28 protein-coding genes are annotated in these 26,679 nt (G+C 69.9%); 15 read left to right on the top strand and 13 right to left on the bottom strand.

What is annotated here, in order from left to right; all coding sequences use genetic code 11:
* The first annotated feature begins 68 nt into the window (after positions 1-68).
* The 5 genes from tsaD to MKK51_RS12685 are packed head-to-tail and all read left to right on the top strand — an operon-like array spanning position 69 to position 3,951.
* Positions 69-1,112, top strand: a complete 1,044-nt coding sequence (gene tsaD / locus MKK51_RS12665) for a tRNA (adenosine(37)-N6)-threonylcarbamoyltransferase complex transferase subunit TsaD (protein ID WP_243977528.1) — start codon at positions 69-71, stop codon at positions 1,110-1,112.
* Positions 1,105-2,037, top strand: a complete 933-nt coding sequence (locus MKK51_RS12670) for a GNAT family N-acetyltransferase (RefSeq protein ID WP_243977529.1) — start codon at positions 1,105-1,107, stop codon at positions 2,035-2,037. Before tsaD ends, MKK51_RS12670 begins: the two co-directional genes overlap by 8 nt.
* Entirely contained in the window at positions 2,034-3,023 is a 990-nt protein-coding gene (locus MKK51_RS12675; protein WP_243977530.1) for an NAD(P)H-dependent glycerol-3-phosphate dehydrogenase, read from the top strand. Before MKK51_RS12670 ends, MKK51_RS12675 begins: the two co-directional genes overlap by 4 nt.
* Entirely contained in the window at positions 3,020-3,484 is a 465-nt protein-coding gene (locus MKK51_RS12680; protein ID WP_243977531.1) for an opioid growth factor receptor-related protein, read from the top strand. Before MKK51_RS12675 ends, MKK51_RS12680 begins: the two co-directional genes overlap by 4 nt.
* A 50-nt stretch (positions 3,485-3,534) precedes the next feature.
* On the top strand, positions 3,535-3,951 hold the full coding sequence (locus tag MKK51_RS12685; protein ID WP_243977532.1) for an EVE domain-containing protein: 417 nt from the start codon (positions 3,535-3,537) through the stop codon (positions 3,949-3,951).
* Between the two features lie 30 nt (positions 3,952-3,981).
* Here MKK51_RS12685 and MKK51_RS12690 read toward each other — a convergent pair whose 3' ends face one another.
* Positions 3,982-4,947 carry an alpha/beta fold hydrolase gene (locus MKK51_RS12690; protein ID WP_243977533.1) on the bottom strand — a complete coding sequence of 322 codons (966 nt, stop codon included), beginning with the start codon at positions 4,945-4,947 and terminating at the stop codon, positions 3,982-3,984.
* Between the two features lie 98 nt (positions 4,948-5,045).
* On the opposite strand from MKK51_RS12690, the gene MKK51_RS12695 reads away from it, so the two are divergent.
* Positions 5,046-5,948, top strand: coding sequence for a LysR family transcriptional regulator (locus tag MKK51_RS12695; protein ID WP_243977534.1), 903 nt, complete (start codon positions 5,046-5,048; stop codon positions 5,946-5,948).
* A gap of 18 nt (positions 5,949-5,966) precedes the next feature.
* Here MKK51_RS12695 and MKK51_RS12700 read toward each other — a convergent pair whose 3' ends face one another.
* Positions 5,967-6,629, bottom strand: coding sequence for a response regulator (locus tag MKK51_RS12700; RefSeq protein ID WP_243977536.1), 663 nt, complete (start codon positions 6,627-6,629; stop codon positions 5,967-5,969).
* A complete protein-coding gene (locus tag MKK51_RS12705) occupies positions 6,626-8,071 on the bottom strand; it encodes an ATP-binding protein (protein WP_243977592.1) in 1,446 nt (481 codons plus the stop codon). The genes MKK51_RS12700 and MKK51_RS12705 overlap by 4 nt, the downstream gene beginning before the upstream one ends.
* A 358-nt stretch (positions 8,072-8,429) precedes the next feature.
* Between MKK51_RS12705 and MKK51_RS12710 the strand changes: the two genes are divergently transcribed.
* A complete protein-coding gene (locus MKK51_RS12710; protein ID WP_243977537.1) occupies positions 8,430-9,440 on the top strand; it encodes a hypothetical protein in 1,011 nt (336 codons plus the stop codon).
* Between the two features lie 48 nt (positions 9,441-9,488).
* Here MKK51_RS12710 and MKK51_RS12715 read toward each other — a convergent pair whose 3' ends face one another.
* Positions 9,489-10,358 carry an AraC family transcriptional regulator gene (locus tag MKK51_RS12715; protein WP_243977538.1) on the bottom strand — a complete coding sequence of 290 codons (870 nt, stop codon included), beginning with the start codon at positions 10,356-10,358 and terminating at the stop codon, positions 9,489-9,491.
* A gap of 173 nt (positions 10,359-10,531) precedes the next feature.
* On the opposite strand from MKK51_RS12715, the gene MKK51_RS12720 reads away from it, so the two are divergent.
* Both MKK51_RS12720 and MKK51_RS12725 read left to right on the top strand, forming a co-directional pair.
* Entirely contained in the window at positions 10,532-11,116 is a 585-nt protein-coding gene (locus tag MKK51_RS12720; protein WP_243977539.1) for a DUF308 domain-containing protein, read from the top strand.
* A gap of 25 nt (positions 11,117-11,141) precedes the next feature.
* Positions 11,142-11,849 carry a hypothetical protein gene (locus MKK51_RS12725; RefSeq protein ID WP_243977540.1) on the top strand — a complete coding sequence of 236 codons (708 nt, stop codon included), beginning with the start codon at positions 11,142-11,144 and terminating at the stop codon, positions 11,847-11,849.
* A 157-nt stretch (positions 11,850-12,006) separates the two neighbouring features.
* Here the strand turns inward: MKK51_RS12725 and MKK51_RS12730 are convergent, their stop codons facing one another.
* On the bottom strand, positions 12,007-13,722 hold the full coding sequence (locus MKK51_RS12730) for a DEAD/DEAH box helicase (protein ID WP_243977541.1): 1,716 nt from the start codon (positions 13,720-13,722) through the stop codon (positions 12,007-12,009).
* Between the two features lie 282 nt (positions 13,723-14,004).
* Here MKK51_RS12730 and MKK51_RS12735 point away from each other — a divergent pair, with 282 nt between their 5' ends.
* Together MKK51_RS12735 and MKK51_RS12740 are read left to right on the top strand one after the other, a co-directional pair.
* On the top strand, positions 14,005-15,099 hold the full coding sequence (locus MKK51_RS12735; RefSeq protein ID WP_243977542.1) for an NAD(P)/FAD-dependent oxidoreductase: 1,095 nt from the start codon (positions 14,005-14,007) through the stop codon (positions 15,097-15,099).
* A gap of 76 nt (positions 15,100-15,175) precedes the next feature.
* Entirely contained in the window at positions 15,176-15,436 is a 261-nt protein-coding gene (locus MKK51_RS12740; protein ID WP_243977543.1) for a hypothetical protein, read from the top strand.
* Between the two features lie 115 nt (positions 15,437-15,551).
* On the opposite strand, the gene MKK51_RS12745 is transcribed toward MKK51_RS12740, so the two are convergent.
* The 5 genes from MKK51_RS12745 to MKK51_RS12765 form a co-directional block, all read right to left on the bottom strand.
* Entirely contained in the window at positions 15,552-16,274 is a 723-nt protein-coding gene (locus MKK51_RS12745) for an FAD-binding oxidoreductase (RefSeq protein WP_243977545.1), read from the bottom strand.
* Positions 16,267-16,872 (bottom strand): sulfite oxidase-like oxidoreductase, encoded by a 606-nt coding sequence (locus MKK51_RS12750; protein WP_243977547.1) that lies wholly within the window; start codon positions 16,870-16,872, stop codon positions 16,267-16,269. The genes MKK51_RS12745 and MKK51_RS12750 overlap by 8 nt, the downstream gene beginning before the upstream one ends.
* Positions 16,873-16,930: 58 nt before the next feature.
* Positions 16,931-18,424, bottom strand: a complete 1,494-nt coding sequence (locus MKK51_RS12755) for an HWE histidine kinase domain-containing protein (RefSeq protein WP_243977549.1) — start codon at positions 18,422-18,424, stop codon at positions 16,931-16,933.
* A gap of 338 nt (positions 18,425-18,762) precedes the next feature.
* Complete coding sequence (locus tag MKK51_RS12760) at positions 18,763-19,062, bottom strand: hypothetical protein (protein WP_243977551.1); 300 nt, start codon at positions 19,060-19,062, stop codon at positions 18,763-18,765.
* Between the two features lie 212 nt (positions 19,063-19,274).
* The gene (locus MKK51_RS12765) at positions 19,275-20,186 is read right to left on the bottom strand and encodes a LysR substrate-binding domain-containing protein (protein WP_243977553.1); all 912 of its coding nucleotides are present in this window, start codon (positions 20,184-20,186) and stop codon (positions 19,275-19,277) included.
* Between the two features lie 114 nt (positions 20,187-20,300).
* Here MKK51_RS12765 and MKK51_RS12770 point away from each other — a divergent pair, with 114 nt between their 5' ends.
* From MKK51_RS12770 to MKK51_RS12785, 4 genes are all read left to right on the top strand, one after another.
* Positions 20,301-20,687: a tautomerase family protein gene (locus MKK51_RS12770; protein ID WP_243977555.1), complete on the top strand. Its 387-nt coding sequence runs from the start codon at positions 20,301-20,303 to the stop codon at positions 20,685-20,687.
* Between the two features lie 209 nt (positions 20,688-20,896).
* Positions 20,897-22,006 (top strand): glycosyltransferase, encoded by a 1,110-nt coding sequence (locus MKK51_RS12775; RefSeq protein WP_243977556.1) that lies wholly within the window; start codon positions 20,897-20,899, stop codon positions 22,004-22,006.
* Complete coding sequence (locus MKK51_RS12780) at positions 21,999-23,114, top strand: glycosyltransferase (protein ID WP_243977557.1); 1,116 nt, start codon at positions 21,999-22,001, stop codon at positions 23,112-23,114. Before MKK51_RS12775 ends, MKK51_RS12780 begins: the two co-directional genes overlap by 8 nt.
* On the top strand, positions 23,111-24,190 hold the full coding sequence (locus tag MKK51_RS12785) for a glycosyltransferase (protein ID WP_243977558.1): 1,080 nt from the start codon (positions 23,111-23,113) through the stop codon (positions 24,188-24,190). Before MKK51_RS12780 ends, MKK51_RS12785 begins: the two co-directional genes overlap by 4 nt.
* A 10-nt stretch (positions 24,191-24,200) precedes the next feature.
* Here MKK51_RS12785 and MKK51_RS12790 read toward each other — a convergent pair whose 3' ends face one another.
* The 3 genes from MKK51_RS12790 to MKK51_RS12800 all read right to left on the bottom strand — a co-directional run bounded on the left by MKK51_RS12790 (position 24,201) and on the right by MKK51_RS12800 (position 26,515).
* Positions 24,201-24,842, bottom strand: coding sequence for a hypothetical protein (locus MKK51_RS12790; protein WP_243977559.1), 642 nt, complete (start codon positions 24,840-24,842; stop codon positions 24,201-24,203).
* Between the two features lie 81 nt (positions 24,843-24,923).
* Positions 24,924-25,772, bottom strand: coding sequence for a glycosyltransferase family 2 protein (locus MKK51_RS12795; RefSeq protein WP_243977560.1), 849 nt, complete (start codon positions 25,770-25,772; stop codon positions 24,924-24,926).
* Positions 25,769-26,515, bottom strand: coding sequence for a PIG-L deacetylase family protein (locus MKK51_RS12800; RefSeq protein ID WP_243977561.1), 747 nt, complete (start codon positions 26,513-26,515; stop codon positions 25,769-25,771). The genes MKK51_RS12795 and MKK51_RS12800 overlap by 4 nt, the downstream gene beginning before the upstream one ends.
* Between the last annotated feature and the right edge of the window lie 164 nt (positions 26,516-26,679).

Genomic DNA, 26,679 nt, shown 5'->3' on the forward strand with positions numbered 1-26,679 from the left:
CGTTGCCCTCCACCGTCATGCCCGGCTAGGGTGGGAAACCCTGTCTCCGAAGAATCCAAAGTATCGTCATGAACGTCCTCGGCATCGAAACGACCTGCGACGAGACGGCCGCCTCGATCGTCATGCCGGGCGAGGATGGGCGCGGCCGCATCCTCTCCAACGAAGTCCTGAGCCAGATCGCCGAACACGCGGCCTATGGCGGCGTCGTGCCCGAGATCGCGGCCCGCGCCCACGTGGAGGTCCTCGACCGCCTCGTGGCCCGTGCCCTCGACACGGCGGGGATGAGCCTGTCGCAGGTGGACGGCATCGCGGTGGCGGCGGGGCCGGGCCTGATCGGCGGGGTGCTGATCGGCCTCGTCACCGCCAAGACCCTGGCGCTGGTGGCGCGAAAGCCCCTCATCGCGGTGAACCATCTGGAGGCGCATGCGCTGACGGCCCGGCTCACCGACGGCATCGGCTTTCCCTACCTGCTGCTCCTCGCCTCCGGCGGCCATACGCAGCTCGTGGCGGTGAAGGGCGTGGGCGATTACGTCCGCCTCGGCACCACCGTGGACGATGCCATCGGGGAGGCCTTCGACAAGGTGGCCAAGCTCCTGGGCCTCGGCTATCCGGGCGGCCCCGAGGTGGAGCGCATGGCCGAGACCGGCAATCCCGAGCGGTTCGCCCTGCCGCGCCCGATGCTCGGCCGGCGCGAGCCGAACTTCTCCCTCTCCGGCCTCAAGACCGCCCTGCGGATCGAGGCCGAACGGCTGGAGCCGCTCTCCGGCGCCGATGTGGCCGATCTCTGCGCCAGTTTCCAGGCGGCGGTGGTGGATGTGGTGGTGGACCGGGTCCGCGTCGCCCTGCGCGAGTTCGGCGCCATGGCGGGCCATCCCACCGCCCTCGTCGCCGCCGGCGGGGTCGCCGCCAACGGGGCGATCCGGCGCGCGCTGACGACCCAGGCCAACGAGGCCGGCCTCGCCTTCGTGGCGCCGCCCCTGTCCCTCTGCGGCGATAACGGCGCGATGATCGCCTGGGCGGGGATCGAGCGCCTGCGCCTCGGCCTCGTGGACGATCTCACCGCGCCCGCCCGCGCCCGCTGGCCCTTCGCCGAGGCGGCGGCCGTTGCCTGAGGGGAGTTCGCCAGGGACGCTGAAGCTTGGGACGCTGCAGCGGAACTGGCGCGACCTCGTCGACCGGCGCCTGCCCCAGGCGGCCCGTGCCCGGCCGGACTGGCCGGTGCGCCTCGATCACTGCTTCGCTCGCATCCTCCTCGACAATGCCTGCGGCGGCCCCTGGCGCGAGAGCGTGGCCCCGCCGGCCTGGGCCAACATGCCGCCCGAACGACTCGCCGTCGCCATCGATCTCGGCGAGGCGGTGCTGGCGGAGACGGCCGATCTCGGGCTCCTGAACCGGCGCTCCCTCGCCTGGCGCGGCAAGGTCCGGCGCGCCGTGTGCGCCTCGACCCCCGCCTCGCTCACCGGACAGGGCTTCGTCCTCCGGCGCTGGGTCCGGGCGGACGACGCGCCCTTCGCCGAGCTCAACGCCGATCCCGAGGTGATGCATCATTTCCCCTCCACCAAGAGCCGGGGCGAGAGCCTGATCGAGGCGCGCGCCATCGACCGGCGCTTCGAGTCCGACGGATTCGGCCCCTGGGCGCTGGAGGTGCCGGGAGAGGGGTTCGTCGGTTTCGTCGGCGGCATGCGGTTGATCCGGCCGATGCCGTTCGCGGGCGGGGCCGTCGTGGGCTCCGTGGTGGAGATCGGCTGGCGCCTCGCCCGCCCGGCATGGGGGCGCGGTCTCGCCACGAGGGCCGCGCGGCTCGCCCTCGCCGACCTGTTCGCACGCTGCGGCCTCCCGGCGGTGGTGGCCTTCACGGCCACCTGCAACGGTCCGTCCCTGCGGGTCATGGAGCGCCTCGGCATGACCTTTTCGGAAGACTTCCTCCATCCCGCCCTGCCGGCGGACCACCGCCTCCAGCCGCACGTGCTCTATCGCCTGACGGCGGGCGGGTCGTCCGCCGAGGCGGACCAGGCGCCAGAGGATCATCGATCATGAGCGACCGGATTGCGGTGGTGGGCGGCGGCGCCTGGGGAACGGCGCTCGCCAACGCGGCGGCGGCCACGGGGCGGCCCGTGACCCTGTGGCTGCGCGACGGGGAAGCCGCCGCGCGGCTTCAGGCCAGCCGCGAGAACGCCCGCTACCTCCCCGGCGTGACGCTGCACGACGGCATCCGCGCCACCGGCGAGGCGCGCGATCTCGCCGGGGCGGGCATCGTCCTCCTGGTGACGCCGGCCCAGACCCTCCGGGGCGTTCTGGAAAACCTGCGCTCGTCCCTCGACCCGGATGCGGCCATCGTGCTCTGCGCCAAGGGGATCGAGCGCGGCAGCGACGCCTTCATGAGCGCGGTCGCCGCCAAGGCGATGCCCGGCGCGGCCGTGGCGGTCCTGTCCGGCCCGAGCTTCGCGGCGGACGTCGCCCGCAATCTGCCCACCGCCGTGACCCTGGCCGCCGAGGATGGCGATCTGGCCGGGCGCCTTGCCGCTGCCCTGTCCGGCCCGGCGCTGCGCGTCTACCACACCGACGACGTGCGCGGCGTCGAGATCGGCGGGGCGGGCAAGAACGTGCTTGCCATCGCTTCCGGCATCGTCGCGGGACGCGGCCTCGGCGAGAGCGCCCGCGCCGCCCTCATCGCGCGGGCCTTCGCCGAACTCATGCGCTTTGCCCGCGCCTATGGCGGGCGGCCCGAGACGCTGATGGGGCTGTCCGGCCTCGGCGACCTCGTGCTCACCGCCTCCTCGCCGCAATCGCGCAACTTCGCCTTCGGCCAGCGCCTCGGCGCGGGGGCCAGCCCGGAGGAGGCGGCCGGCGGCAAGCTCGCGGAGGGGGCCTTCACCGCCGCCGCCCTCATCGCCCTGGCACGCCGCAACGCCGTCGAGATGCCGGTGGCCGAGGCCGTGGCCGCCATCGTCTCGGGGGAAGCGAGCGTCGACGCCGTGGTGGCGGGCCTCCTCGCCCGCCCCCTCAAGCGGGAGGCCGAATGAGCATGGGGCCGATCCACGCCTTCCTCGCCGGTCACGGACGCGACGGCGCGCGGCGCAGCCTCGCCGACATCCTCGCCTTCGACGATGCGCGGATCGAGGGCGTGCACGACTACATCCAGTGGTGCTTTCCCCTGAGCGAAGCGAGCCGGGCCGTGCCGGGGGCGCCGGTGCTCGGGCGCGGCGAGGCCGAGGCGATCCGGTCCGACGAGGCCGCACGCGCCGGCCTGCGCGCCGCGCTCGCCCGGATGACGGAGTTCTACGCGCGCACCGACGGCTGGCTTCGCCCCTACGACCACAACCACCTGCGCATCACCCGGATCGTCACCGCGATCCGCAGCCTCCTCGGCCCGGACGAGGCGCAGGCGTTCCATGCCTTCGTGACCGCGCGCAACGGGGAGGCGGGCTCGCCCATCAACGGGGACAGCCTGCGCTTCTGGGGATCGGCCCTCCGCGACGCCTGACGGCCACGTTTCCGCACGCTAAGGATGCGCCTCGATCCGAGAGGCGACCGATGGCGTACTGGCTCTACAAATCCGAACCCAAGACCTGGTCCTGGGAGCAGCAGGTCGAGGCCGGCGAGCACGGCACGCCGTGGAACGGGGTGCGCAACCACGTCGCCAAGCTCAACCTCATGGCGATGCAGGTAGGCGAGCGCGGGTTCTTCTACCATTCCAACGAGGGCAAGGCGGTGGTGGGGATCGTCGAGGTGATCCGCCCCTACTACCCGGACGACACCGATCCCACCGGCCGGTTCGGCATGGTGGATCTCCGTGCCGTCGAACCTCTGCAGCGCCCCGTGACCCTGGAGGCGATCAAGGCCGAGCCGCGCCTCAAGGCGATGGTGCTGGCCAACAATTCCCGCCTCTCGGTGCAGCCCGTGACGGAGGAGGAATGGGGGATCGTACGGGAGATGGGCGGGCTGGGGTAACGCTTCCGCACCCATCGTCCGATCCGGCGATCAGGCGGTCATGAATTGCGCCACGGTACGCTGGAACGCGTCCGGAGCTTCCTCGGCGACGAAATGGCCGGACTCCTCAACGACGACCGTCGTCAGGTCGCCGGCCTCGATCTTCAGCGCATCGGACAGTCGCGACCCGACACCGTAGCGGCCGGCAATGGCCAGGACCGGCATGGCGAGGCTCTTCCCCCTGAAGCTGGCAGCCAGCGCGGCGTCGTCCCTCAGGGCGCGATAGTAGTTGAACCCCGCGCTCATGCCGCCCGGCGATGCGTAGTGCCGCGCGTACTCGTCGATCGCCTCTTCCGTGATGGCCTCCTTGCGGTGGGACCACGCGCGAATCTGCTCGCGGACATAGTCTCGCTCCCGCCCGGCGGTGAGCATTTCGGGGATATCGGGGGCCATGTGGAACCCATAGTGCCACGCCCCGCCGCGCAGCGAATCCATGTTCTCCGTTCCCGGCAGGAGGCAATCCACCAGGGCGAGCCGGGAGACGCGGTCGGGGTGACGATGCGCCAGGACATAGGCCGCCTTGCCGCCCATGTCGTGTCCGAGCAGGCTGGCGCGCCCGCCCGCCTCGTGGTCGATCAGGGCGCGGATGTCCTCGGCGATGGTGCGCTTGTCGTAGCCCGATACGGTGCGTTCCGAGAGGCCGAGACCCCTGAGATCGGGGGCGATGACGGTGAAGCGATCCGACAGTGCCGCCATCGTGTTCCTCCAGGCCGCCCAGGTCTGCGGCCATCCATGCAACAGGACCAGGGGCGGGCCGGACCCGGCGACGACGTAGTGAAGACGGATGCCATTGAGCGGCGCGAAGCGGCTCACCGCCCCCGGCGGCAGCGTGCCCGCATCCGGCCCGGAATTGGATACGGCCGCGAGCGCAGGGCTGGTCACGAGTTCGGGGAGAATGCCGAGCGCGACCGAAGCGCGTGCGGCGGAACGGAGGAGGTCTCGGCGTTGGATCGGCATGTCGGCATCCGTCATCGTCACGATGCAGGATGGTTGTCCGCCGTCGATGCAGCGTCTACGCGATGGACGGCGCTCTCTGCCATAACCGGAGGTTATGCATGGATCTCACCGTCGCCCTGCGAGCCTTCATCCGCACCGTCGAGCGCGGGTCCATGACCGCCGCCGCGCAGGATCTCGGCATTTCGCAGCCGGCGGTGAGCAAGCTCCTGCGCAACCTCGAAACGCATGCCCGCGCCCGGCTGCTGGAGCGAAACTCGCGGGCGGTCCGGCCGAGTCCCACGGGACTGCGCCTCTACGAGGCCTGCAACGGTGCCCTCGCGACCATCGACGCCGCGATCGACGAGGCCCGGAACGAAGCCGGGACGATCGAGGGGACGCTTCGCCTGCATGGCCCGATCTGCCTCGGGGAGAGCCGTCTCCACCGGATCGTCGCCGACTTCCAGCACCGTCACCCGGCCGTCTCGGTCCGCCTGACCCTCGAGAACCGCTCGGCCGATCTCGTCCACGAAGGTTTCGATCTCGCCATCTGCATGGGCCGCCCGGTCGATCAGGATGCGATCCTGCGTCGGATCGGGCTGGTCCGGCGCATCCTCGTCGCGGCACCGTCGTATCTCGAGAAACGGGCTTCGGTCACCGAGCCGCGCGATCTCCTCGACCACAGCCTCCTCGTCACCGACACCGTGTTGTCCAGGGCCGATACGCTGCCCCTGTGCCGGAACGGCGAGACCATGGAGATTCCGGTGTGTCCGGTGCTGACGACCAACAACGCTCGCGTCCTCATCGACGCCCTGCTGTCGGGGCGGGGGATCGGGACGGCACAGGTCCAACTCGTGGCGGAGGATCTGGCGAGCGGGCGTCTGGTCAGGGTCCTGGGGGATCATGAGATCCGGCCGACCGAACTCTACGTGACCTATTCCTCGGCGAGGTTCCTGCGGCCGACGGTGCGCGCCTTCGTCGATTTCGTCATCCCCGCCCTGCGCAGGATCGACGGCATCGTCTGATTGCCGGGACGGGCCGTCTCAGCCCTGCCGCTGCGCCTGGGTCACGGCCACGTGGATGAGTTCGGCCAGCGTCCGCACGCCGAGCTTCTGGCGCATCTGCGAGCAGGCGTTGGTGACGGTCTTGTAGCTCACCGACAGGTCGCTCGCGATGGCGCCGTAGGATTTGCCCTGGGCAAGGCGCGTGAGGATCTGCTGCTCGCGCGGGGTCAATTGCCCTTCGGGCGTGCGGCGCGGATCGGTGCGCAGCATGGCGACCTCGGTGGCCAGACGCCGGTCGAGATAGACCTGTCCGGCGCGGACCTTCTCGAACGCCTCGAACAGCTCGACCGAGGCATGGTCCTTCAGCACGTAGCCGAGCGCCCCGGCTTCGAGGGCGCGCGAGACGATCACCGGGTCGTTGTGCATGCTGAAGACCAGGATGCGGATGCCGGGCGAGGCGCTGCGCATCCGGCGGATGAGATCGAGCCCGGCGAGCCCGCTGCCCTGGAAGGTCAGGTCGCAGATCACCATCGAGGGGCGCAGGCGGAAGAACAGGCGGTAGCCGGCCACCGTGCTGGTGGCCTCGGCGATCCGCTCGATCCCGGCGTCCTCGAGGACGCGTCGGCAGCCCTGGAGGACGATCGGATGATCGTCGATCACGAGGACGGGCGCGTGGGTCGATGTCGGCGTGAACGCATTCATACGGAAACGATCGGGCTCGTGTCCTCGGCCCGCTCGGGATCGAGCGGTATCGCTATCCGGACAACCGTCCCCGGCGCCGCGTTGTCAAGCCGAAAAGTGCCGCTGAGGGCCTCCACGCGCTCCCGCATCCCCGATAAACCCATTCCGCCGCGAAAGCCGCCATCGAGGTTGGCGGATGGCGTGCCGTGGCCGGCGGGCAGGCCGGTGCCGTCGTCGCGGATGACGAGGCGCAGTTCGTCGGCGGCCCCGCGCTCGCTCGCCTCCACCGTCACGGTGCGCGCCGCGCCATGGCGCACGGCGTTGGTCATGCTCTCCTGGATGCAGCGGAACACCGTGAGATCGATGAGGTCGCCGTAGCCGCGGGCGAGGTCGGTGAAGCTCCCCGAGAACGTCGTCCCCGGATGGCGGCTGCGGAAGTTGCGCAGCAGCAGCTGCAGGCACTCGGCGAGGGGCACCTGCCCGAGGGCATGCGGGCGCAGGCGGTTGAGGAGGTCGCGGTTGAGGCCCTGGACCTGCCCCACGATGGCGCTGATCTCCTCGGCGCGCGCGGCGAGCTTGCTCCGGTCGGGCTCGGACGAGCCCTGCGCCATCCGCGTCACCGAGGCGGCGTTGGCCTCCAGGGCGAACAGGCACGGGCCGAACTCGTCGTGGAGCTCCAGGGCCGTGCGGCGCCGCTCGTCGTCCTGGGCGGTGAGGAGCTGGCGGTTGAGGCGGCCGTTCGCGGCGCGCGCCTCGGCCAGCGCCCCGGCCACGCTGTTGAAGCGCTCGGCGATGACGGCCAGTTCCCGCGAGGCCGGCGGGTCGAGCCGCGCGGTGTAGTCGTGCCGTTCGAGCTGGGTCAGCCCGTCGGCGAGCTGGGTAAGGGGGGCGAGGACGCGGCCGAAGGCGATGTAGAGGGCGCCGAGCAGGCCGAGATTGAGGCACAGGCTCGCCAGCGAGAGGGAGACGGTATAGCCCCAGACCTCGTCGATCTCGTCGAGGGGCTCCGTGGTGATGAGGGCCGTGCCGATCCGCTGCTCCTGCGCCACGATGGGAAGATCGTCCCGCTGCGGCGTCGGGGCGATCAGGGCGGCGAACCAGTGCGGAGCGAGATGGCTCTCGCGGCGTGGGCGCGGGATCGCGAGGGCGACCTTCCGCCCCTCCGCATCGAAGACCGCGACCCGGACGTGGCGAAGCCCCTGGACGCGCAGTTCCAGCGTCTGGAGCAGGCGCGCGGGCGAGTCGGACTGGGCGAGACCGATCGTATCGGAGACGATCAGCTCGATGTTGGCCAGCGCCGCGTTCATCTCGACCTCCACGGCCGAGCGGGCATTGACCACGATGAGGCTGAACGAGACGAGGGCCGCCAGCAGGTCGATGGCGAGGACGAGGACGACGAGGCGTGCCCGCGTCGGCAGGGAGGCCCAGGCCCGGCGCGGCGGCGCGCGCCTGGCCGGTTCCATGGGGCGAGGGCCGGGGGGAGACAGGGTCATCGTCGATCGTACCGGGATGGATCGGGTGCGGCGTTGGGCTTGTAGCGATATCCCATCCGCCGGGAATGCGCGCGTGCGGGACGGAGCGGACCGGTTCCGGCCCTGCCCGAGGCCATGTGACGATGGCCTCCGGTCTCAAGTCCTCGCCGGATACCGAGCGTTAAGCGCCCCTGCTTTATCCAGATTCATGTGAGCGACGACACGGGCGTGACTGGCGACGTGTCCGAGGACATCTTTGTGCCCGAATGTCGGCATCACGTCTGCGCCGTACCGTCGCGATTCCGTGACGGTCAACCGTTTTTTCGAGCATTGTTAGAGATCTCGCCCGATGATGCAGGTTGCCATCGACCCGAGCGAAAGGCGTGACGCCGGCCCCCGCAAGCCGGCTCCGGCCAAGCCCGCAGTGGCGCGGCCGGTGAAGCCTGCCGCGCGCGGTCGCACGATCGTCCTCGGGACGCTGGGCTGCGTGGCCGTGGCCGGCCTCGCTGTCGCGGCCTATTCGGCGATGGGCAGCCTCGCCGGTCCGCAGGTGGTGCGGCCGAACCTCTACCAGATGCAGAAGGCGCAAGGCGCCCCGGCCAGCGCCGGCGATTGGCCCGACCTGCGCGACGGCGTGCCGGCCCTGGCCTCGGCCGCCGGATCGTCCGCGGCGACCCGCGATCCCGGCATCCAGCTCGTGGAGAGGCGTGCCCTCGTCGAGGAGCCGGCGAAGGCCGAGCCGTCTGCGAAGGTCCAGGTTCCCGCATCGGTTCAAGCCGCCGCCAAGGCCGAAGCCATTTCCAAGGTCGACGCGCCCGCGAAGATCGAAGCGCCCGCGAAGGTCGAAGCTCCGGTGTCGCTGGCGGCGGCGACGCCCGCTCCCCCCGTCGTCAAGGCCGAAGCGCCCCGGTCGAAGGCGCTGCCGCCGATCGAACCGGTGAGTCTCGCCCTGCCGCCCAACGCGCTCTCGCCCATCGTGCCGAACCGCGTCGCCGCCGTGATCGCCCCGAGCGCGGCCCAGACGATCAAGGCCCGCTCGGCCGAGACCAGTTTCGCGTCCCTTCCCGCCGAGCCTGCCCGGGCTGCGGCGGAGCCGGCCAAGCCCGCCGCCAGCGTCGTGGCGAAGCCCGCCGTCGCCAAGCCGAGCGTGGCGGTGGCCAAGCCCAAGCCGGTCAAGGCCGCAAAGCCCGTGCAGGAGGCCAGCGCCGAACCCGCGGCGGCCCCCGTCGCGGCGCCGGAGCCGGAACAGAGCGAAATCTTCGGCCTCAAGGTGCCGTCCCTCGCCCCGGCCGGCCGCAAAATCGCGGAGGGCGTGGAGGCCCTCGGCAACGCCGTGAAGAACCTGCCGAACCAGTTCTGACCGTCGAATGCGACGGGTGCCGAGTGGGCTGCGGACCCGTCCAGAGACCTAAACTTCGTCCCGTGGCGGATGCCCGAACAGGGCCTTGTAGGCGCGGCTGAAGGCGGCCTCCGACGTATAGCCGATCCGCAGCCCTATCTCGCCGACCCGCGCTTCGCGCCTCGCGAGCATGTCCCGCGCGAGATTGAGTCGCCACTCGTTCTGGTATCGCAGCGGCGCGCGTCCCACGAGCTCGGTGAACCGCTCGGCGAAGCCCGAGCGGGACATGCCGGCCACGCCGGCCAATTCGTCGATGCGCCAGGGCCGCATCGGCCTCTCATGCATGACCTTGAGCACGCGGGCGATGCGGGCATCGGAGAGACCGCTCAGCCACCCGGACGAATGCCCGAGATGGACCCAGGTGCGCAGGGTGCGGATGACGAGCAGGTCGATGATCCGCGAGATCATCAGGGCCGCGCCGGGCTGCGGGTCGACGGTCTCGCGCATCATGAAATGCACCATGCCGTCCAGCCATTCCGCCCCTTCTTCGTGCCGGATGTGGATCCGGTCGGGCAGGGCCGAGATCATGCCGCGCAGGCTGTAGGGATCGAACCAGAAGCGGCAGAGGATGACGGTGGTCGGCTCCGATGACCCCAGGAGCCGTGAGGCTCCGGGACCCCGGGGCAAGAGCATGAGGTCGCCCGTGTCGAGCAGGAGCGGTTTCTCGGCGCCACCGCCCAGGTGGAGCGCGCCCGCGGCGACGACGAGAATATGCGCCGCATCGGCATCCAGCTCCAACGGTTCGTCATGCGAAACGGTACGGGATTGGACCCGGTCGCCGGTGAGCCGGATCTGCTCCAGCACCTGCGACAGGAGATCGGCATCCTCCGGCGGACCCATCTCCGGACGATCGGTCAAGTCTTTCCGCGTATCCGTCATGGCTGATGCCGGCCCCGAAACTTACACATGCGGTCAGTGAAGACGCCCCTCCGTAAGGCGAAGGGGCGACGTCTCACGAAGACCCGAGGATCTGATGGCTCACGTCGCGCGCGATGATTTGCCGATTCTCGGAAGGGTCTACACACGAGAGGGACACCGACATGACTATCCCCATGGCAACTCCTACCGCATCACGCTGGCTGACATCCTATTACTTCGTCCGGGCCGGTGTTTCCGCCGCCTGGGTCGCCGCCGCCGTGACCGTCGGACCGACCATGAGTCCGGTCGCGGCGGCACTCCTCGTCGCCTATCCCGCCTGGGATGCCGCGGCCAACCTCGCCGATGCGCAGCGCAACGGTGGATGGAGAGCCAACACCAGCCAGGTCGTCAACGCCGCGATCAGCGTCGTCACTGCCCTCGCGGTCGCCGTCGCCCTCGGACGGAGCCTCCATGCGGTGCTGGCGGTGTTCGGCATCTGGGCCATCCTCGCCGGTCTGCTGCAACTCGCCACCGGCATCCGGCGCTGGAGCACCGGCGCTCAATGGGCGATGGTTCTCAGCGGCGCGCAATCGGCGCTCGCGGGCGTCTTCTTCCTCACGAAGGCGACGGGCGTCGCCGCGCCCGGCCTCGCCGACCTCGCGCCCTACGCCGCCTTCGGTGCTTTCTATTTCCTCCTGTCGGCCGTGTGGCTGACACTGGCCCGGTATCGACGCGATGGTGCAGAGATGCGGTCTGCAAGGTCGAAGGCGGCGGCGTGATTGGCGTAGAGGAGGCGACCCGAACATGACGCGAATCCTGCCATGGCGCCTGGCCTTCTGGGCGTGTCTTCTGGCAGCCGCCTCCGCGTTTGCCCATCCGATGGGGCGGGACGGAGCGACCCTGACTCCCGACTGGCTGGTGGTGCCCCATGCCGGGATCGGTCGGCTCGTCTTCGGCCTCAAACCGGAGGAGGTAGCGGCCGTGGCGGACCCGGTCTACGGCGCGCCCACGCCCCTCATCCGAGGCGCGGAGGCCGCCGCCGATGCAGAGGCGGTGATCGCCGGGTCGGGCGCCTCGCTGTCGGCGGCCGACATCGCGGCCATCAGGCAGGCCGCAAGGGATCTGGCCGGCCTCGACCGGCAGAATCTCGAGAAGGACCGCATTCCGATCCTTCTCGAATACCGCGACGGGCGGCTGGACGGGGTGACGGTCGAGGCGCGCCATGCCGAGACGCAATTTCGCAACGAACGCGTCTTCTCGCTCGATGCGCTCGAGGTGCTGCGGCTGTTCGAGCGGGCGAACGGCGCCCCCGGCCGGTTCCGGTCCACGGAGGCGGCGTTCGACAACCTCGCGGTCTCGCTCTTCGCGTTCAGCCGGGTCTCACCGGACGGAAAGGTCCAGGCGGTGCGGGCCGACGACCCGGATTTTGCCGAGCGCTCCGTGACCCTGCGCCGTGCGCCCTATCGGCCCGCCAACGAGATGGACCGGTTCGTCACGGCGTCGTTCGACTGACGGCGCGGTTACGCGGCGTCCCCCTCCCCCTTGCGGGGAGAGGTCAGGAGTGGGGTCGCTCCGACAGCCTCGGCAAGCTGAGGGTCGCCCAACCACCCCCACCTCCAACTCCTCCCCACAAGGGGGAGGAGGGGGGAGGAAGGAAGAGCCGTCGCTTTCAGCGCGGACGGCGCTGCGGCGGCTTCTTGCCGGCCTCCCGCTCGTGGCGGGCGGCGCGGGGGCTCTTGAACCCCTTCGGGCCCTCGGCCTCGCGGTCGGGCTCGCCGCCGAGAAGCGCCTCGACCTGGATTTCCGGCGAGCCGTTCTTGGCGAAGGTCGCGGCGAAGCGCGAGGCGGCCCCGCCGCGGATCTCGAACTTGGTCTCCCGGTCGAAGATGCGGATGGCGCCGATCTCCTGGCGGCCGATATTGCCGCGACGGGTCAGCATCGGCAGGAGGCGGCGCGGGTCGGCATTGTCGCGGCGGCCGAGATTGAGCCGGAACCAGACCGAGGGGCCTTCCGCGTCGATCCGCGACGTGTCGGCGGGGTCGTAGACCCGGCGTTCCTTGCGCTCGGGGCCGGCGCCCGGATCGGTGACGTCCTCGGGCTCGGGCAGGCGGGCGCGGTAGATCTTGGCGAGGGCGGCGGCGAGTTCCTGCGGCGTGCGCTGGGCCAGCAGGGCCTCGCCCATGGCGAGGTCTTCCTCGGACGGCGTCTCGGTGAAGAGCGGGTCCTGCCACATGCGCTCGCCGTCGAGGCGGCGGATCTCGTCGGCCGTGGGCGGGGCGGCCCATTCGGCGTTGACCTTGGCGATGGCGAACATCTGCTCGGCGCGGCGGCGCTTCGAGGCCGGGATCAGCAGGACGCTGGTGCCCTTGCGGCCCGCGCGCCCGGTCCGGCCGGAGCGGTGCTGCAGCACCTCGGCGTCATGCGGCAGGTCGGCATGGATGACGAGGCTGACCGTCGGCAGGTCGATGCCGCGGGCCGCGACGTCGGTGGCGACGCAGACCTTGGCGCGGCCGTCGCGCAGGGCCTGGAGCGCGGCGTTGCGCTCGCCCTGGCCGAGTTCGCCCGACAGGGCCACCGCCGAGAAGCCGCGCTCGGTGAGCACCGCCTGGAGGTGGCGCACGGCGTTGCGGGTGTTGCAGAAGACGATGGCGGTGGGCGCATCGGTGTAGCGCAGGGTGTTGACCACCACGTGCTCGATCTCGCGCGGCACCACGCGCACGGCGCGGTAGGTGATGTCGGTATGGCCGCGCTCCTGGCCCTTCACGGCGATGCGCAGGGCGTCGTTCTGGTAGCGCTCGGCGAGACTGGCGATCGCCTTCGGCAGGGTCGCGGAGAAGAGCAGGGTGCGCCGCTCCTTCGGGGTCACCGAGAGGATGAATTCGAGGTCGTCGCGGAAGCCGAGATCGAGCATCTCGTCGGCCTCGTCGAGGACGGCGACGCGCAGGTTCTGGGTGGCGAGGTTGCGCCGCTCCAGATGGTCGCGCAGGCGGCCGGGCGTACCGACGACGATATGCGCGCCCTCGGACAGGGCGCGGCTCTCGCGGCGGGGGTCCATGCCGCCGACGCAGGCGATCACGCGGGCGCCGGTCTCGGCATAGAGCCATTCGAGCTCGCGCTGGACCTGGAGCGCGAGTTCGCGGGTCGGGGCGATGACGAGGGCCAGGGGCGGACCGGCCGGCTCCAGCCGCTCGGCATCGCCCAGGAGCGTCTCGGCGAAGGCGAGGCCATAGGCCACGGTCTTGCCGGAGCCGGTCTGGGCCGAGACGAGGAGGTCGCGGCCCTGGGCCGCCGCCTCGATCACGGCACTCTGGACGGGGGTCGGGTCTTCGTAGTTGCGGGCCTCGAGCGCTCGGACGAGCGGGGCCGGCAGGGTAGGAAAGGGCACGGGGCAGAGGCCTTGCAGGCAGACAAGGCAAACCCTGCGGATTCGACTCGCCCTGAGTGGCGACGTCGCTGCATCCGGTCGTGGGTCCGGCCTCGTTCGGTTACGGAGGGGTTGCTTCTAGCCGCAATGCGGCGTTGACGCCACGCCCCATGCTGCAATGCTTCCAAGCGTGGTTTGCGTGTATCCGGGCGGGCGGCCCGCCCGGTCCTCCCGTCGTCTGGCCGTTCTCCGTCCGATCCGGCTATTCTCCTCCTGTCGTCAGCCCTCAGCCAGGAACCCCGGATGGACGTGCTCGTCATCGGAGCGGGAATCGTCGGCCTTGCTGCGGCGCGGGTCCTCGGCCGGCGCGGGCATTCCGTCATCGTGGCGGAATCCGAGGGGGCCATCGGCACCGGCGTGTCCTCGCGCAGTTCCGAGGTGATCCATGGCGGGATGTACTACCCCGCCGGCTCCCTGCGGGCTCGCCACTGCACGCAGGGGCGGCGGATGCTCTACGCCTTCTGCGAAAGCCACGGCGTGCCCCATGCGCGCCCGGGCAAGCTCATCGTCGCCGCGTCCGAGACCGAGCGGGCCGCCCTGGAGGGGATCGCCGAGCGCGGCCGGGCCAACGGCGTCGAGGGCCTCGCTTTACTGGAGGGCCGCGAGGCCCGCGCCCTGGAGCCGAACCTCGCCTGCGTCGCCGCGCTGCACTCGCCCGAGACCGGCATCGTCGACAGCCATGCCCTGATGCTGGCCCTGCAGGGCGACATCGAGGATGCCGGCGGGTCCATCGCTTTCCACGCTCCGGTCGGCGCGATCCGGCGGAAGGAAGAGGGCTGGCGGGTGGAGGTCTGTGGCGAAGACCTGTCCTTCGATGCCGTCGTTAACGCCGCCGGTCTCGGCGCGCAGGCGGTGGCGCGGGCGGTCGAGCCCTATCCGGGTGAGCGGATCCCGCGGCAGGTTCTCGCCAAGGGCAGCTATTTCGGCTGCCTCGGCCGTCCGGCCTTTTCGCGCCTGATCTATCCCGCCCCGATGGAGGGCGGCCTCGGCATCCATCTCACCCTCGACCTCGCCGGCCGCATGCGGTTCGGGCCAGACGTGGAATGGGTGGAGGCGCCGGATTACGTCGTCGATGTAGGCCGCGCCGAGGCCTTCGCCCAGGCCATACGCCGCTACTGGCCGGGACTTCCCGACCATGCCCTGACGCCGGATTATGCCGGCATCCGGCCCAAGCTCACCGGGCGGGGCGAGCCGGCGGCGGATTTCCTCATCGACGGGCCGGCCGAGCACGGCCTGCCGCATCTCGTCCACCTGTACGGCATCGAGAGCCCCGGCCTCACCTCGAGCCTGTCGCTGGCGGAGGAGGTGGCGGACCGGCTGGTCGGGGGCGAGGCCTGAGGACGGGATGGGCGCCTAACGCGACCTCTCGGATTTCCGGTTTACAGAATCGCGCCGGATCGGCGAGCGAGGGCCGATGAGCGACATCGACGATGCAGGCGAGAGGCTGGTCCGCACCGAGCGGGTGAAGCTGACCGCGACCTACCTGAATACGGCGGCCGGTGGGCTGTTCACCGCCGGTGTCGTGGCGCCCACCGCAGCCGCCGTGTTCGGCGTCACGGCAGCCGGATCGCATATCGGCCCGTTGACACTCCTGCTGGGCGTCGCGATCTTCTTGGGATGCAGCGTCGGGCTTCACGCCATGGCGCGCATGGTCCTGAGAGGTCTCACGCCATGACCGAGATCCAATTCGTTGCCTTCGTAGTAACCCCGCTCCTGGCCCTTGCGGTCGGTGGGGGCGTGGCCTTGTGGGCGCGGCACTGGGCATAGGGGGCGGCCCCGCCTTCGTCGAATCAGCCGCCGAACCGCTCGGTCCTGATACGGCCCGATTCGAGCCCGGCATCGAGGAGGAGGTCCGCCGCGTGTCCGACGAAGGCGTTTCCGCCGCAGATGTAGACGTGGCGCGGAGACCCGAGCCGGTCCAGCGCCTCGCCGATCATCGCCCCGTCGACCCGGCGGCCACCGGCCCGCGTGAGGGTGAGCATCAGGTCGAACTGCGCCTCGTCGCGCGCACGGACAGCCAGCTCCTCCGCCGCGATGGTCTCCTCCGCGTCGCGCACTGAGTACAGCAGCAGGGCGGGCACCTCGGGTGCCGCCGCCGCGCGGTGGCGCAGCATCGCGAGGAGCGGCACCACGCCGGAGCCGCCGCCCACGAGGAGGAGGGGGCCGCCATCCTCCGGGCGCCAGACGAACGCGCCGCCGATGGGGCCGCGCAATTCGATCGTGTCGCCGATCTCGGCCACGGAATCGAAGAAGCCCGAGACCTCGCCGTCGGGCAGGCCCTCGATCATCAGCTCGATCGTGCCGTCGGCGCCCGGCGCCGAGGCGATGGAGTAGCTGCGCTGGGCCTGATAGCCGTCCGGGGCCGTCAGGCGCACATCGACATGCTGTCCGGCCAGAACCGGCCGATCGAACGCGATCCGGAACCGGTAGCTCTTCACCCGCCGCGTGACCGGTCTGATCGCCAGCAGCGTGGCCGTCTGCCAGGGGAGGGGCCGTGCGGTGGGTTCAATCACCGGTGAAGCGCTGCTCGCGCCAGGGATCGCCGTACATGTGGTAGCCGCGCAATTCCCAGAACCCGCCCTCGTCCTTCCTGGTGAAGCGCAGGCCCTTCACCCACTTGGCGCTCTTCCAGAAATACAGGTGCGGCACGAGGAGCCGGGCCGGGCCGCCGTGATCCGGCTCTATCGGCTTGCCCTCGTAATGGGTCGCCACCATCGCCTTCGGGCCGGCGAGATCGGCCACCGGCACGTTGGTGGTGTAGTCGTCGTAGCCTTCCGCGAGCAGGAACTCCGTGGGGGCCGAGATCCCGGCGGCGGCGAGGATGTCGTCGATGCTGACGCCTTCCCAGCCGGTGTCGAACTTCGACCATTTCGTCACGCAGTGGATGTCGCCGCGCCAGGAGGTGCGGGGGAGGGCGGAGAATTCCTCCCAGTTCCAGCTCTTCAGGGGCCGCGAGCCCTCGCGCAGGGTGAAGCTCCAGCTGTCCATGTCGATGCGCGGGTTCGGGCCGATCTGCAGGACGGGGAAGTCCTGTTCGAGATACTGGCCCGGAGGAAGCCGTTCGCGCGTCGCCTCCGGCGGCCGTCGTCCCGTGAAACCGCGTGTGGCCATGCTCGTCTCCGTCAGCGCGCGTGCCGTGCCTTCTCCTTCGAGCTTCGGCCCGAGCGGGTCAAGCGTTGCCCGGACACGCGCCCTCGTCCTGCAGCCGCCCCGGCAGCATACCCTCGGCGACGAACAGGATCCCCTCCGGCCGGTACGAGATGTTCGCGGTCCCGTCGATTTCCTGCGCGAAGGCGCGCTCGATCAGCCGCGAGCCGAACCCCGTCCGCGTCGGCACCGCCACCGGCGGCCCGCCCGATTCCTGCCAGGTCACGCGGAAGTGGGGCGGCGCGGTGCCGTCGACGAGGTTCCAGGACAGCCGGACCCGTCCGGTATCGTTGGACAGGGCGCCGTATTTCACCGCGTTGGTGGCGAGTTCGTGCAGGGCCATGGCCAAGGCCAGGGCACCGCGGGGCGGCAACCTGATCTCGTCGCCGTCGAGGTCGACGCGCTCGCGTTTCTTGCCCTGGAACGGGGCGAGGGCGCGGTCGGCGATGTCGGCGATGGAGGCGCCGTCCCAGGCCTCTTCGGTGAGGACGTCGTTCGCCGCGGCCAGGGACACCACCCGCGCTTCGAGGGATTGGCCGGCCTCCTCGAGGGACGGCGCGGCGCGCAGGGTCTGCCGGATGATCGACTGGACGAGCGTCAGGGTGTTCTTGACCCGGTGGGTCAGCTCGCCAGCGAGCAGGGTGCGATACTCCTCGGCCTGCTTGCGCTCGGTGATGTCGAGGGAGATGCCGGCCATACTGACGGGCGTTCCATCGGCGCGGTAGAAGGTCTGGCCGCGGATATGGACCCAGCGCAGGTCGCCGGAGGGCGCGATCACCCGATACTCGATGTCGTAATCGACGTTCTGCTCGATGCAGCGGCGCACCTGCGCCTGCATTCGCTCGCGGTCGCCGGAATGGATCATGGCGAGCAGCTCGCCATAGCTGAGCGGCGCGTCGGGATCCCGCCCGAAATTCATCCGGAAATGGTCCGAGGTCTCCAGCGTCATGCCGACGAGATCGATGCTCCAGGAGCCGAGCCGACCGGCGGCGAGGGCGAAACGCAGGTTCGTTTCGCTGCGACGAAGCTCCTGGCTACGGCGTTCGACCTCGGTCTCCAGGGCGTCGCGGTCGTTCTGCAGCCGGACCAGACGGTCCTTCTCCAGGGTCACGTCGAGCTGCGAGGCGAAGAAGTAGGCGACCCTGCGGTTGGAATCGAAGACCGGTGCGATCAGAAGCCGGTTCCAGAAGACCTCGCCATTCTTGCGGTGGTTGAGAAGTTCAATCTCGATCGGGACGGCTTTGGCGATGGCCTCGCGAATGCGCGCGACATCCGCCGGATCTGTCTGGGAACCCTGGAGGAACCGGCAGTTCCGGCCGAGCACGTCCTCACGCGAGAAGCCGGTGGCCCGCTCGAATGCGGCGTTCACGAACACGACCGGAGTGTCGGGCAGGTTGGGGTCGGCGATGACCATCGGCATCCGCGTCGCGCGCAGGGCGGCGGCGAAGGGATCGGGCCCATCGACGGTCCGCGCGATCTCCGAGGCGATCCGCTCCCGTTCGGAAACGCGGATCACCGCCCGTCCCCCAGGATGATCGAATGCCTCACGCGTCGCCTCGACATACAATCGGACCCGTTCGCCAGAGAGCGATTCGGATAGGATTCGTTGTACGCGCGAGTTGAGCCCAAACAAGCCTTCATCTCGACTTATCGAGCGGCGCCGGCGAGATGGTTTAGCGAACCGTTGTTTTACCTCGACTTGTGTATGTTTGTATACAAAAGGAAAGGTCTGCACCGGGCTCGGGCGAGCCGGGTGCGGATCGATGCGGGCGCATTTCCCGCCCGCCCTGAAACGCGGAACGCCCGCCGCGGTGGAACCGCGGCGGGCGTCCGTTAGACTGTCGGAGACCGGGTTCAGCAGCCCTTGGCGGCGTCTGCGGCGGTCGGCTTGCCGTCCTGCTGCTTGGCGACGTCGGATGCCGAGGTCGCCGTGTTGGCGCCGACATTGTTCATGGCGCCGACGGTGCCGGGCGACTCGGCCTTCGCGCCGGGGCTCACGTTGCCGGTCGCGCCGGGGTCGACCTTCGAGCTCTTCTCATTGGTCGCGGCCTTCCCATCCGCCGTCGAACCGGTCGCACAGGGAGCTGCGATGGCCATCGCCGAGCTGAGCATCACGATGGCGCCGGCGCCGACGAGCTTGGAAATCTGTCGCATCTATTCCTCCAGGAAGTAGTTCTGCCCTCATAACGGGAGCGGGGCTTCATTCGTTCCGCGACATTTCTGAATTGTCCCGGTTGAGGCAAGACAAAATTGCAAGGGTCGGTAACGACAAGCTTCCCAGCGAGCCGGTATGGCGCAGGGTTGTTTGCGGTTCTCGTTTTGCGTTGCACAAGATCGTCGGCGGCGACGCTCTAAAGCTCGGGTTCTCACTGCGGGGATGCCATCGGCGGATGATCTATTCCGTCGAGGGCGAGGCCCATGACCTCCGTCAGGAGCGAGGCGAGACGCTCGATCGCCGGATCGGACTCCGCTGCATCCCTGAACAGGCGAAGGGACAGGGACGGCAGCCGGGGCAGCCCCGAATCCGCCGAGTCGAGCGCCGTGAGAGAGGCGGGCAGGCCGTGGGCTGTCCGGACGGTCAGGCCGAGCCCGGCCGAGACCGCGGCCCAGAGGCCCGCGAGGCCCGGACTGCTGAAGGAGATCCGCCAGGGGATCGCGGCCGCATCGAGGGCGCTCAGGGCGGCGTGCCGGAAGATGCAGGGCGATCCGAACAGGACCAGGGGAAGGGGGCGGTCGGCGCCCGGCGTCACGCCGCGACGCGGTCCGATCCAGGCCATCGGCAGGGTTCCGATGACGGTGCCGCCCCGCTCAGCCCCCTCCTCGTCCCAGAGGAGCGCGAGGTCGAGGTCACCCTCCTCCAGGCGCGAGCGCAGGGTCGCGTTCCGATCCACATGCGCGTCGATCCTGACGCCGGGATGCAGGCGCGCGAAGCGCCCGAGGGTCTCCGGCAGCCAGGTCTCGGCGAAATCCTGCGGCAGGCCGATCCGGACCCGGCCGGACAGGGCCGGCGAACCGAGCGCGCCGAGGGCGGCATCGTTCAGTTCGAGCAGCCTACGGGCATAGCCGAGCATGATCTCCCCCGCCTCGGTGAGAACGAGACCGCGTCCCTGCTTCTGCACCAGGATCTGTCCGACCTGATCCTCGAGCTTGCGCAATTGCAGGCTGATCGCGGAGGGCGAGCGGCCGAGCCGCGCCGCCGCCTTGGCGAAGCTGCCGAGCTCGATCCCGGCCACGAAGGAACGCAGCACGTCCATGTCGAGGTTGACCGGCAGTGACATTGAGTTTTTCCGAACGATTGGTTCAGGATAACGAGATTTTCCAAATTATCCTGTCGGGGCACACTCTCCTCGTCAATCGCGGATCGTCCGCGGTGTCACGAGGAGAAGTGCGCCATGCCGTTCGTCAATGTGAGGATCGCCGGTTCGGGTATCGCGGCGGATCAGGTCGACCGCCTGCACAGCGGCGTGACGGCGCTGATGGCCGACATTCTCGGCAAGAACCGCGATCTCACCGCCGTCCTCGTCGAGGAGGTGCCCGCGACCGGCTGGCAGGTGGGAGGACGTCCGGTGGCGTTCGCGGCGCATGTCCAGGCGGCCATCACGGCCGGCACCAACGACGCGGAGGAGAAGGCCCGCTTCATCGCCGAGGCCAATGCCCTGCTCCATCGGGTCCTCGGGGACGCGTTGCCGCTTGCCACCTACGTGGTGGTCCAGGAGATCGCGGCCGATGCCTGGGGCTACGATGGCCGGACGCAGGCGCACCGGCGGCTCGCGCGCTGAGGGGGCCTTGCCCGAACGGTACGGGTTCGGACACACGCGATATCGCCGGGATCGTTCGGGCGGCGTTCACCTGTGGCGTCGTAAACGGGCAGGGTAGAGGCCTTTGCCGGCCTTACTGTCGCGTCGAACGGGACCGTGGGGGCATTCCAGTGTCCGTCGGCCGCGTCACTCGCGGCGTAGGACACTCGAGAAGTGATGTCTGCAGCCCCGTGAAGATCGCCCTCCTCGCTCACCTGAAATACCCCATCGCCCAGCCCTTCTCGGGAGGGCTCGAGATGCACACGCATCTGCTCGCGAGCACCCTGCGTGCCCGTGGGCACAGCGTGACGCTCTATGCGTCCGAAGGGTCGGATACGCGCGGATGCCTCAAGGCGGTCTGTCCGCCCACGGGCAGCGCCGTCGACGACGAATCCTCCGTGCGGATCGACCGCGCCGAACTCGCCGCCTACGAGACGATGGTGGCGGATGTGGCGCGCGGCGACTTCGACATCATCCACAACAACAGCCTGCATTACCTGCCGCTGCTGCGCGCCCGCGACCTCGGCGCGCCGATGGTGACGGCGCTGCACACGCCGCCCTTCGAGCCCTTCGTGCGCGGCGTGATGGCGCGGGCGAACGACATGACCTTCGCCGCCGTCTCCGAATCCCTGGCCCGCGAATGGCTGCCCTTCCTCGACGATCCCCTGGTGATCGGCAACGGCATCGATCTCGACGCCTTCGCCTATTCCTCGGTGCCCAAGGGCGAGCCCCATGCCATCTGGATGGGGCGCCTCGTCCCCGAGAAGGGCCCGCATCTCGCCATTGATGCCGCGCGCGTCGCCGGCATCCCCCTGAAATTCGCCGGCCCGCAGAGCAACCGCGCCTATTGGGACGCGGAGATCGCGCCCCGCCTCGGTCCCGACGTCACCTATCTCGGCCATCTCGGCCACGCCGAACTCGCCCGCCGCGTCGGCGAGGCCCATGTGGCCCTGTGCACCCCGCGCTGGGAGGAGCCCTTCGGCCTCGTGCTCGCCGAGTTCCTGGCCTGCGGCACGCCGGTCGCCGCCTTCGCGCGCGGCGCCATTCCGGACATCCTGGACGAGACGTCGGGCGTTCTCGCCCAGGCGGACGATCCGGTAGATCTCGGGCGGGCGCTGTCCCGCGCGATCCGCCTCGACCGGCGCGATTGCCGCCGCCGGGCCGAGCACCTGTTCGACGCCGACACGATGACCGACCGCTACGAGGCGATGTACCAGGCCGAAATCTGCCGCTGGTCGACCCCCGTCTCCCTCCGTCCGGTCCCGGCCGGCGCTCGCGCCCCCCTGCTCGACAATGCGTGACGGCCCGCTCTCCCTCGGCCGGGCCGTGGTCTGCGTGCCCGCCCGCAACGAAGCCGAGGTGCTGCCGCGCCTCGTGCGCTCCCTCGACCGGCAGATCGGTTCGGGGGACGGCGCGCGGCTGCGGGTCGTGATCCTGGCCAACAACTGCACCGACGACACGGTGTCGCTGATCCGCGCGATGGAGCGCGACGGCGAGACGCGCCAGCTCGATCTCCGGGTCATCGAGGCGTCCGTGCCGCGGGAGGTCGCCCATGTGGGGACGGCGCGGCGCATGGCGCTCGATGCCGGGGCCGACTGGCTGGACGCCGACGGCGTCGAGGATTCCGTGCTCCTCAGCACCGATGCCGACGCCGTCGCCGCCCCCGGCTGGGCCCGCGCCAATCTGGCGGCCCTGGAACAGTCCGAACTCGTGGGCGGCCGCCTCGTCATCGAGACGGAGGAGAGCGAGAACCGGGACCCGGAGATCCACGCGCTCCATCGCCGGATCGAGGGATACTGGGTCGCGGTGCGCGCCCTCGAAGAAGTCATCGATCCCCCCGCCCACGATCCGGCGCCCCGTCACGGCGACCACGTGGCGGCGAGCCTCGCCCTGCGGACCGCGCTCTATCGCGAAGTCGGGGGCCTGCCCGCCATTCCCTGCGGCGAGGACAACGCCCTCGTCGCCAAGGTCCGCCTCGCGGGCGGCCGCGTACGCCATTGCCCCCAGGTCTCGATCTCGGTGTCCGATCGCGGCAGCGGCCGGGTCACCGGAGGAATGGCCACCGAGATGGCAAGGCGCGCCCGCGTCGTCGCGGGCGAGGAAGAGTACCTCCTGCCGCCGGCGAGCCATTGGCTCGCGGTGATCGAGCGCCAGCGCGCGTTCCGCCTTGCCTGGAGCGCCAAGGGCGGTCCGGAGGCCGGGTTGCGGGCGCTCGGAGTCTCGGACGAGGACATCGCCGCCATCGATCCGGGAACCTGCGTCAACGCCATCGCCTTCGCCGAGCGGGTGGGGGAACGGGTCGGCGAGATCGGGCCCGAGCCGGACCATGTCCCCCTCGACGAGGCCGTCGCCGGGCTCGATGCCCTGCTCGCCCGACTGACCGACCGGCCCGCGGCGCGCGTCGCGTGAGCGAGGCCGCGGCGCGCCGGCGTCCCGTCGGCTACTACGTCCATCATCAGGGGGCCGGCCACTGGCAGAGGGCCAACCTCATCGCCGCCCGCCTGGACCGGCCGGTGACCCTCATCGGCACCTTTGCGGAGGTCGACACCTCAGGTGCCAACGGCGCGATCCTCGACCTGCCCGACGACCGCCTCACCGGCTTCGACGGCCGGGACGGCGAGGCGATCCGGCCGGACTGCTTTCATTACGTCCCCGTCGGCATCGACCGCATCCGCGCTCGGATGGGGCTGCTCGCCGCCTGGATGGCGAACAACGATCCGGCCCTGCTGATCGTCGACGTGTCCGTGGAGGTGACGCTCCTCGCGCGGCTCCTCTCCGTGCCGACCCTGGTGGTGCGCCTCGCCGGAAACCGGACCGACACGCCCCATCTCGAAGCGTTCCGCTCGGCGGAGCGCCTGCTCGCCTTCAACCCGCCCGAGATCGAGACGGCGGGAACGCCGGATTGGGTGAGGGCGAAGACGCTCTATGCCGGTTTTCTCGCGGATGCCCCCGGGGCGGGCGAGCCCGACGACGGCTCCATCGCGGTTATCTACGGGCGGGGCGGGACCGGCGGCTCGGCCTCCGACCTCGCGGCCGCCGCGCGGGCGGTGCCCGACCGGCACTGGCACGTGCTCGGGCCGGTGGAGTCACCGATCGACGATGTCCCGCCGAACCTGCATCTCCATGGCTGGGTCGCCGAGACCGGCCCCTATCTCGACCGTGCCGCCCTCGTGGTCGGCGGCGGCGGCGACGGCGTCGTCGCGGCGGTGGCCACGCGGGGCAAGCGCTTCCTCTGCCTGCCGGAACCCCGCGCCTTCGACGAGCAGACGGCGAAGGCCGACGCCCTGGCGTCGCTCGGCGCGGCGATCGTCCGAACCGCATGGCCCAACGCCTCGGACTGGCCGGCCCTGGTCCGCGCCGGCCTCGCCCTCGACCCGGCCGTGATCGGCGGGCTGGTCCGGCCCGACCCCATCGGGCGCACGGTGGCGATCATCGAAGAGGTGATTCGCGACACGGAGCACCGACGCCAACGAGTAGATATCTGACGTTGGGACTCTACCGAGGGTAAACGATCTCGATCAGACCTTCTACGATGCCCCTGTCCCTCCAATTTCTGAAATATCCGGACGACAAGTTACCTCTCAGATTAGAGGTCGGGCCAAAATTTCCGGCATGCCATATCCTCGTGTCGACGCTGCCGTCTTGCATTGTCATCGTAATACGCGCGGTCTTGTGTTCGATGAGCGCCGCCAAAAAATCGACCTCATTCGAGGGATTGAATTTCAGCTTCAAGCGATAATTATCGGATTGATGAGGCGTAATCGCTTGATTCGAAGCTGGAACATTGACCGGATAATTGTCTGTGTTCTTGTCGTATTCACGATGGCAGGGCTTGCATAAAAACTTGAATGCATCTGTGGCGTCGCCATGCGCGAGGATGATTTCTTTCTCAACGTCTTCCATCAAACATCGAACCGTACCAGCACTGGTGTACCGAGCGAGGACCTGATCGATGAAGTGTCTCCGCCCGCGCCCGGTCACATGGGCCGAATCAAGCACGAGGTTCGGTTGATTGCAGTGCTCGCAGACGCCTTTTCTAGAAAGACGTCCCTTCCGAGCAAACAGGTTCACGGCATTTCGAATCCTCGGGCCGATAAAATGATGAAACTCGGCATTGCTTCCGACGAAAGTCGCCAAAGGAACCTCGTGATTTTACAATGAGTCGACGCTGAAACGTTTCGGTCTTCCGATCATATTCGAATTTTCCAGCCCGAATAATTAAAAGGGCCGGTCCAGCGGCACCCGCGCGGCTTCCATCTCGTCCGGTGTCGGCATGCGCAGGATCGTCGGCGCCGCGCGCCAGGTCGGCGGCAGCAATCCCAGCCGCGCGAAGGCGTCGAGCCAGCCGTCCATGGGCCAGAGTCCGTGCCGGGCGTGGAAGCGCGTCGCGTTGGCGATGATGTCGGAAAAATGCTGGAGCGGCGGGTCGAAGGCGCCGTGATACTGGTGGAAGGCGTGGCCGCCCGCGCTGAACAGGATCGGGATGCCGCCGGCATCGGCCCGGAAGGCGAGGTCGGTATCCTCGGCGCCGTAGCCGTCGAAGGCTTCGTCGAATCCGCCGATCCGGTCGAAGGTGGTGGCCCGTACGCCGAAGGCGAGGGACCAGAACAGGCCGGGATTGTCGGTGCGGGCAAGGCCCGCATCCGGGAAGCTCCGCACCGGATGGGTATGCCCCACGGCGCGCAAGCCCGCCTCGGTCCAGTCGTCGTCCACGGCCCGCGCCGGCAGGTAGCTCACCTCGCAGCAGATCAGCCCGTCGGCCCGGCCGAGATCCGCGTCGAGGCTCCCGACGAGATCGCCCGAGGGGATGCAATCCACATCGAGGAAGACGAGGTGGTCGCCCGACGCGGCGCGGCGTCCGGCGTTGCGGGCGCGGGCGAGCGGCAGGCCCTGGCTCGGAAGATCGATCCGGCGGATGGGAAAGCCGTGATTGGGGAGGGGGGCGGGGTCCACCCCCATCTCCACCACGATGCATTCGGCCGGCGGCGTTCCCCGGCCGAGCCCTTCGAGGAGGCGCGCCAGATGCGCGTCGCGGCCCTTGTTCAGGGTGATGACGGTGGCGCTCATGCGGCCTCCGCCGGCATCGCGACGAAGATCTCGTAGGGGCCGAGGAAGCGCGCGATCATCTCCGGCGCGAGGCGGAACCCCGTCGGGTCGTCGGCAATGAGGTCGGTGGTCTGCGAGCGATGCGCCGCCACGGCCCTGGCCTTCGCCGCCAGATGCGCGCCGACATCGACGCGGTAACCCGAGGGAGGCCCGCCAACCTCCGTGCCCTTCGGCAGGGTCCAGCCCCAGACCGGATAGGCGAAGGCCTTCGTCGCCCCGAGTTGCGGCTGGGCGAGCCGGACGATGGCGGCCGCCGCCTGGTGATCGCAATGGGGATCGTGCGCCCAGGTCACGCAGACGGCGCCGGCCCCGCTCTCCCTCGCTACCGCCGCCACCGCGTCCGCCGCTGCCTGAGCGTCGGGGCCGCTGCTCGGCACGCCCGCATCGGGCAGGCGCAGGAAGGTGACGTGGGCGGGCGCGAGGCCGAGCGCGGCCACCGCCTCCAGGGTCTCCTCCTCGCGCAGGGCCCGGAGGCGGAGCGGCGGATACAGGGCGGAATGGGTGTGCGAGCCGCAGCCGTCGCTCACGATGACCAGCCGCACGTCGCGCCCGCGCGCGCAGGCCTCGGCGATGAGGCCGCCGCATCCCAGGCTCTCGTCGTCGGGATGCGGCGCGACGACCACGAGGCCCCGTCCATCGGTCAGGGCATCGAGATCCGCGACGGGCAGGTTCTCGGCGGCGGCGAGAAAGGCGTCGGCATGCATGGAAGCGAATCGTCCTTCAGAAGGAATGGCAGTGCCATCGCGATGATTGTCCCCACCCTCTCCCTCGTCCTTACGGCATTCACCCATGTCGTCGGATCCGCAGAACCCTCCTCCCCACGAGGGGGGGAGGGACGCACTCTGCTTGAAGGATCAGTCGGGTGAAT

The sequence above is a fragment of the Methylobacterium sp. E-045 genome, from assembly GCF_022829685.1.
Classification (GTDB): Bacteria; Pseudomonadota; Alphaproteobacteria; order Rhizobiales; family Beijerinckiaceae; genus Methylobacterium.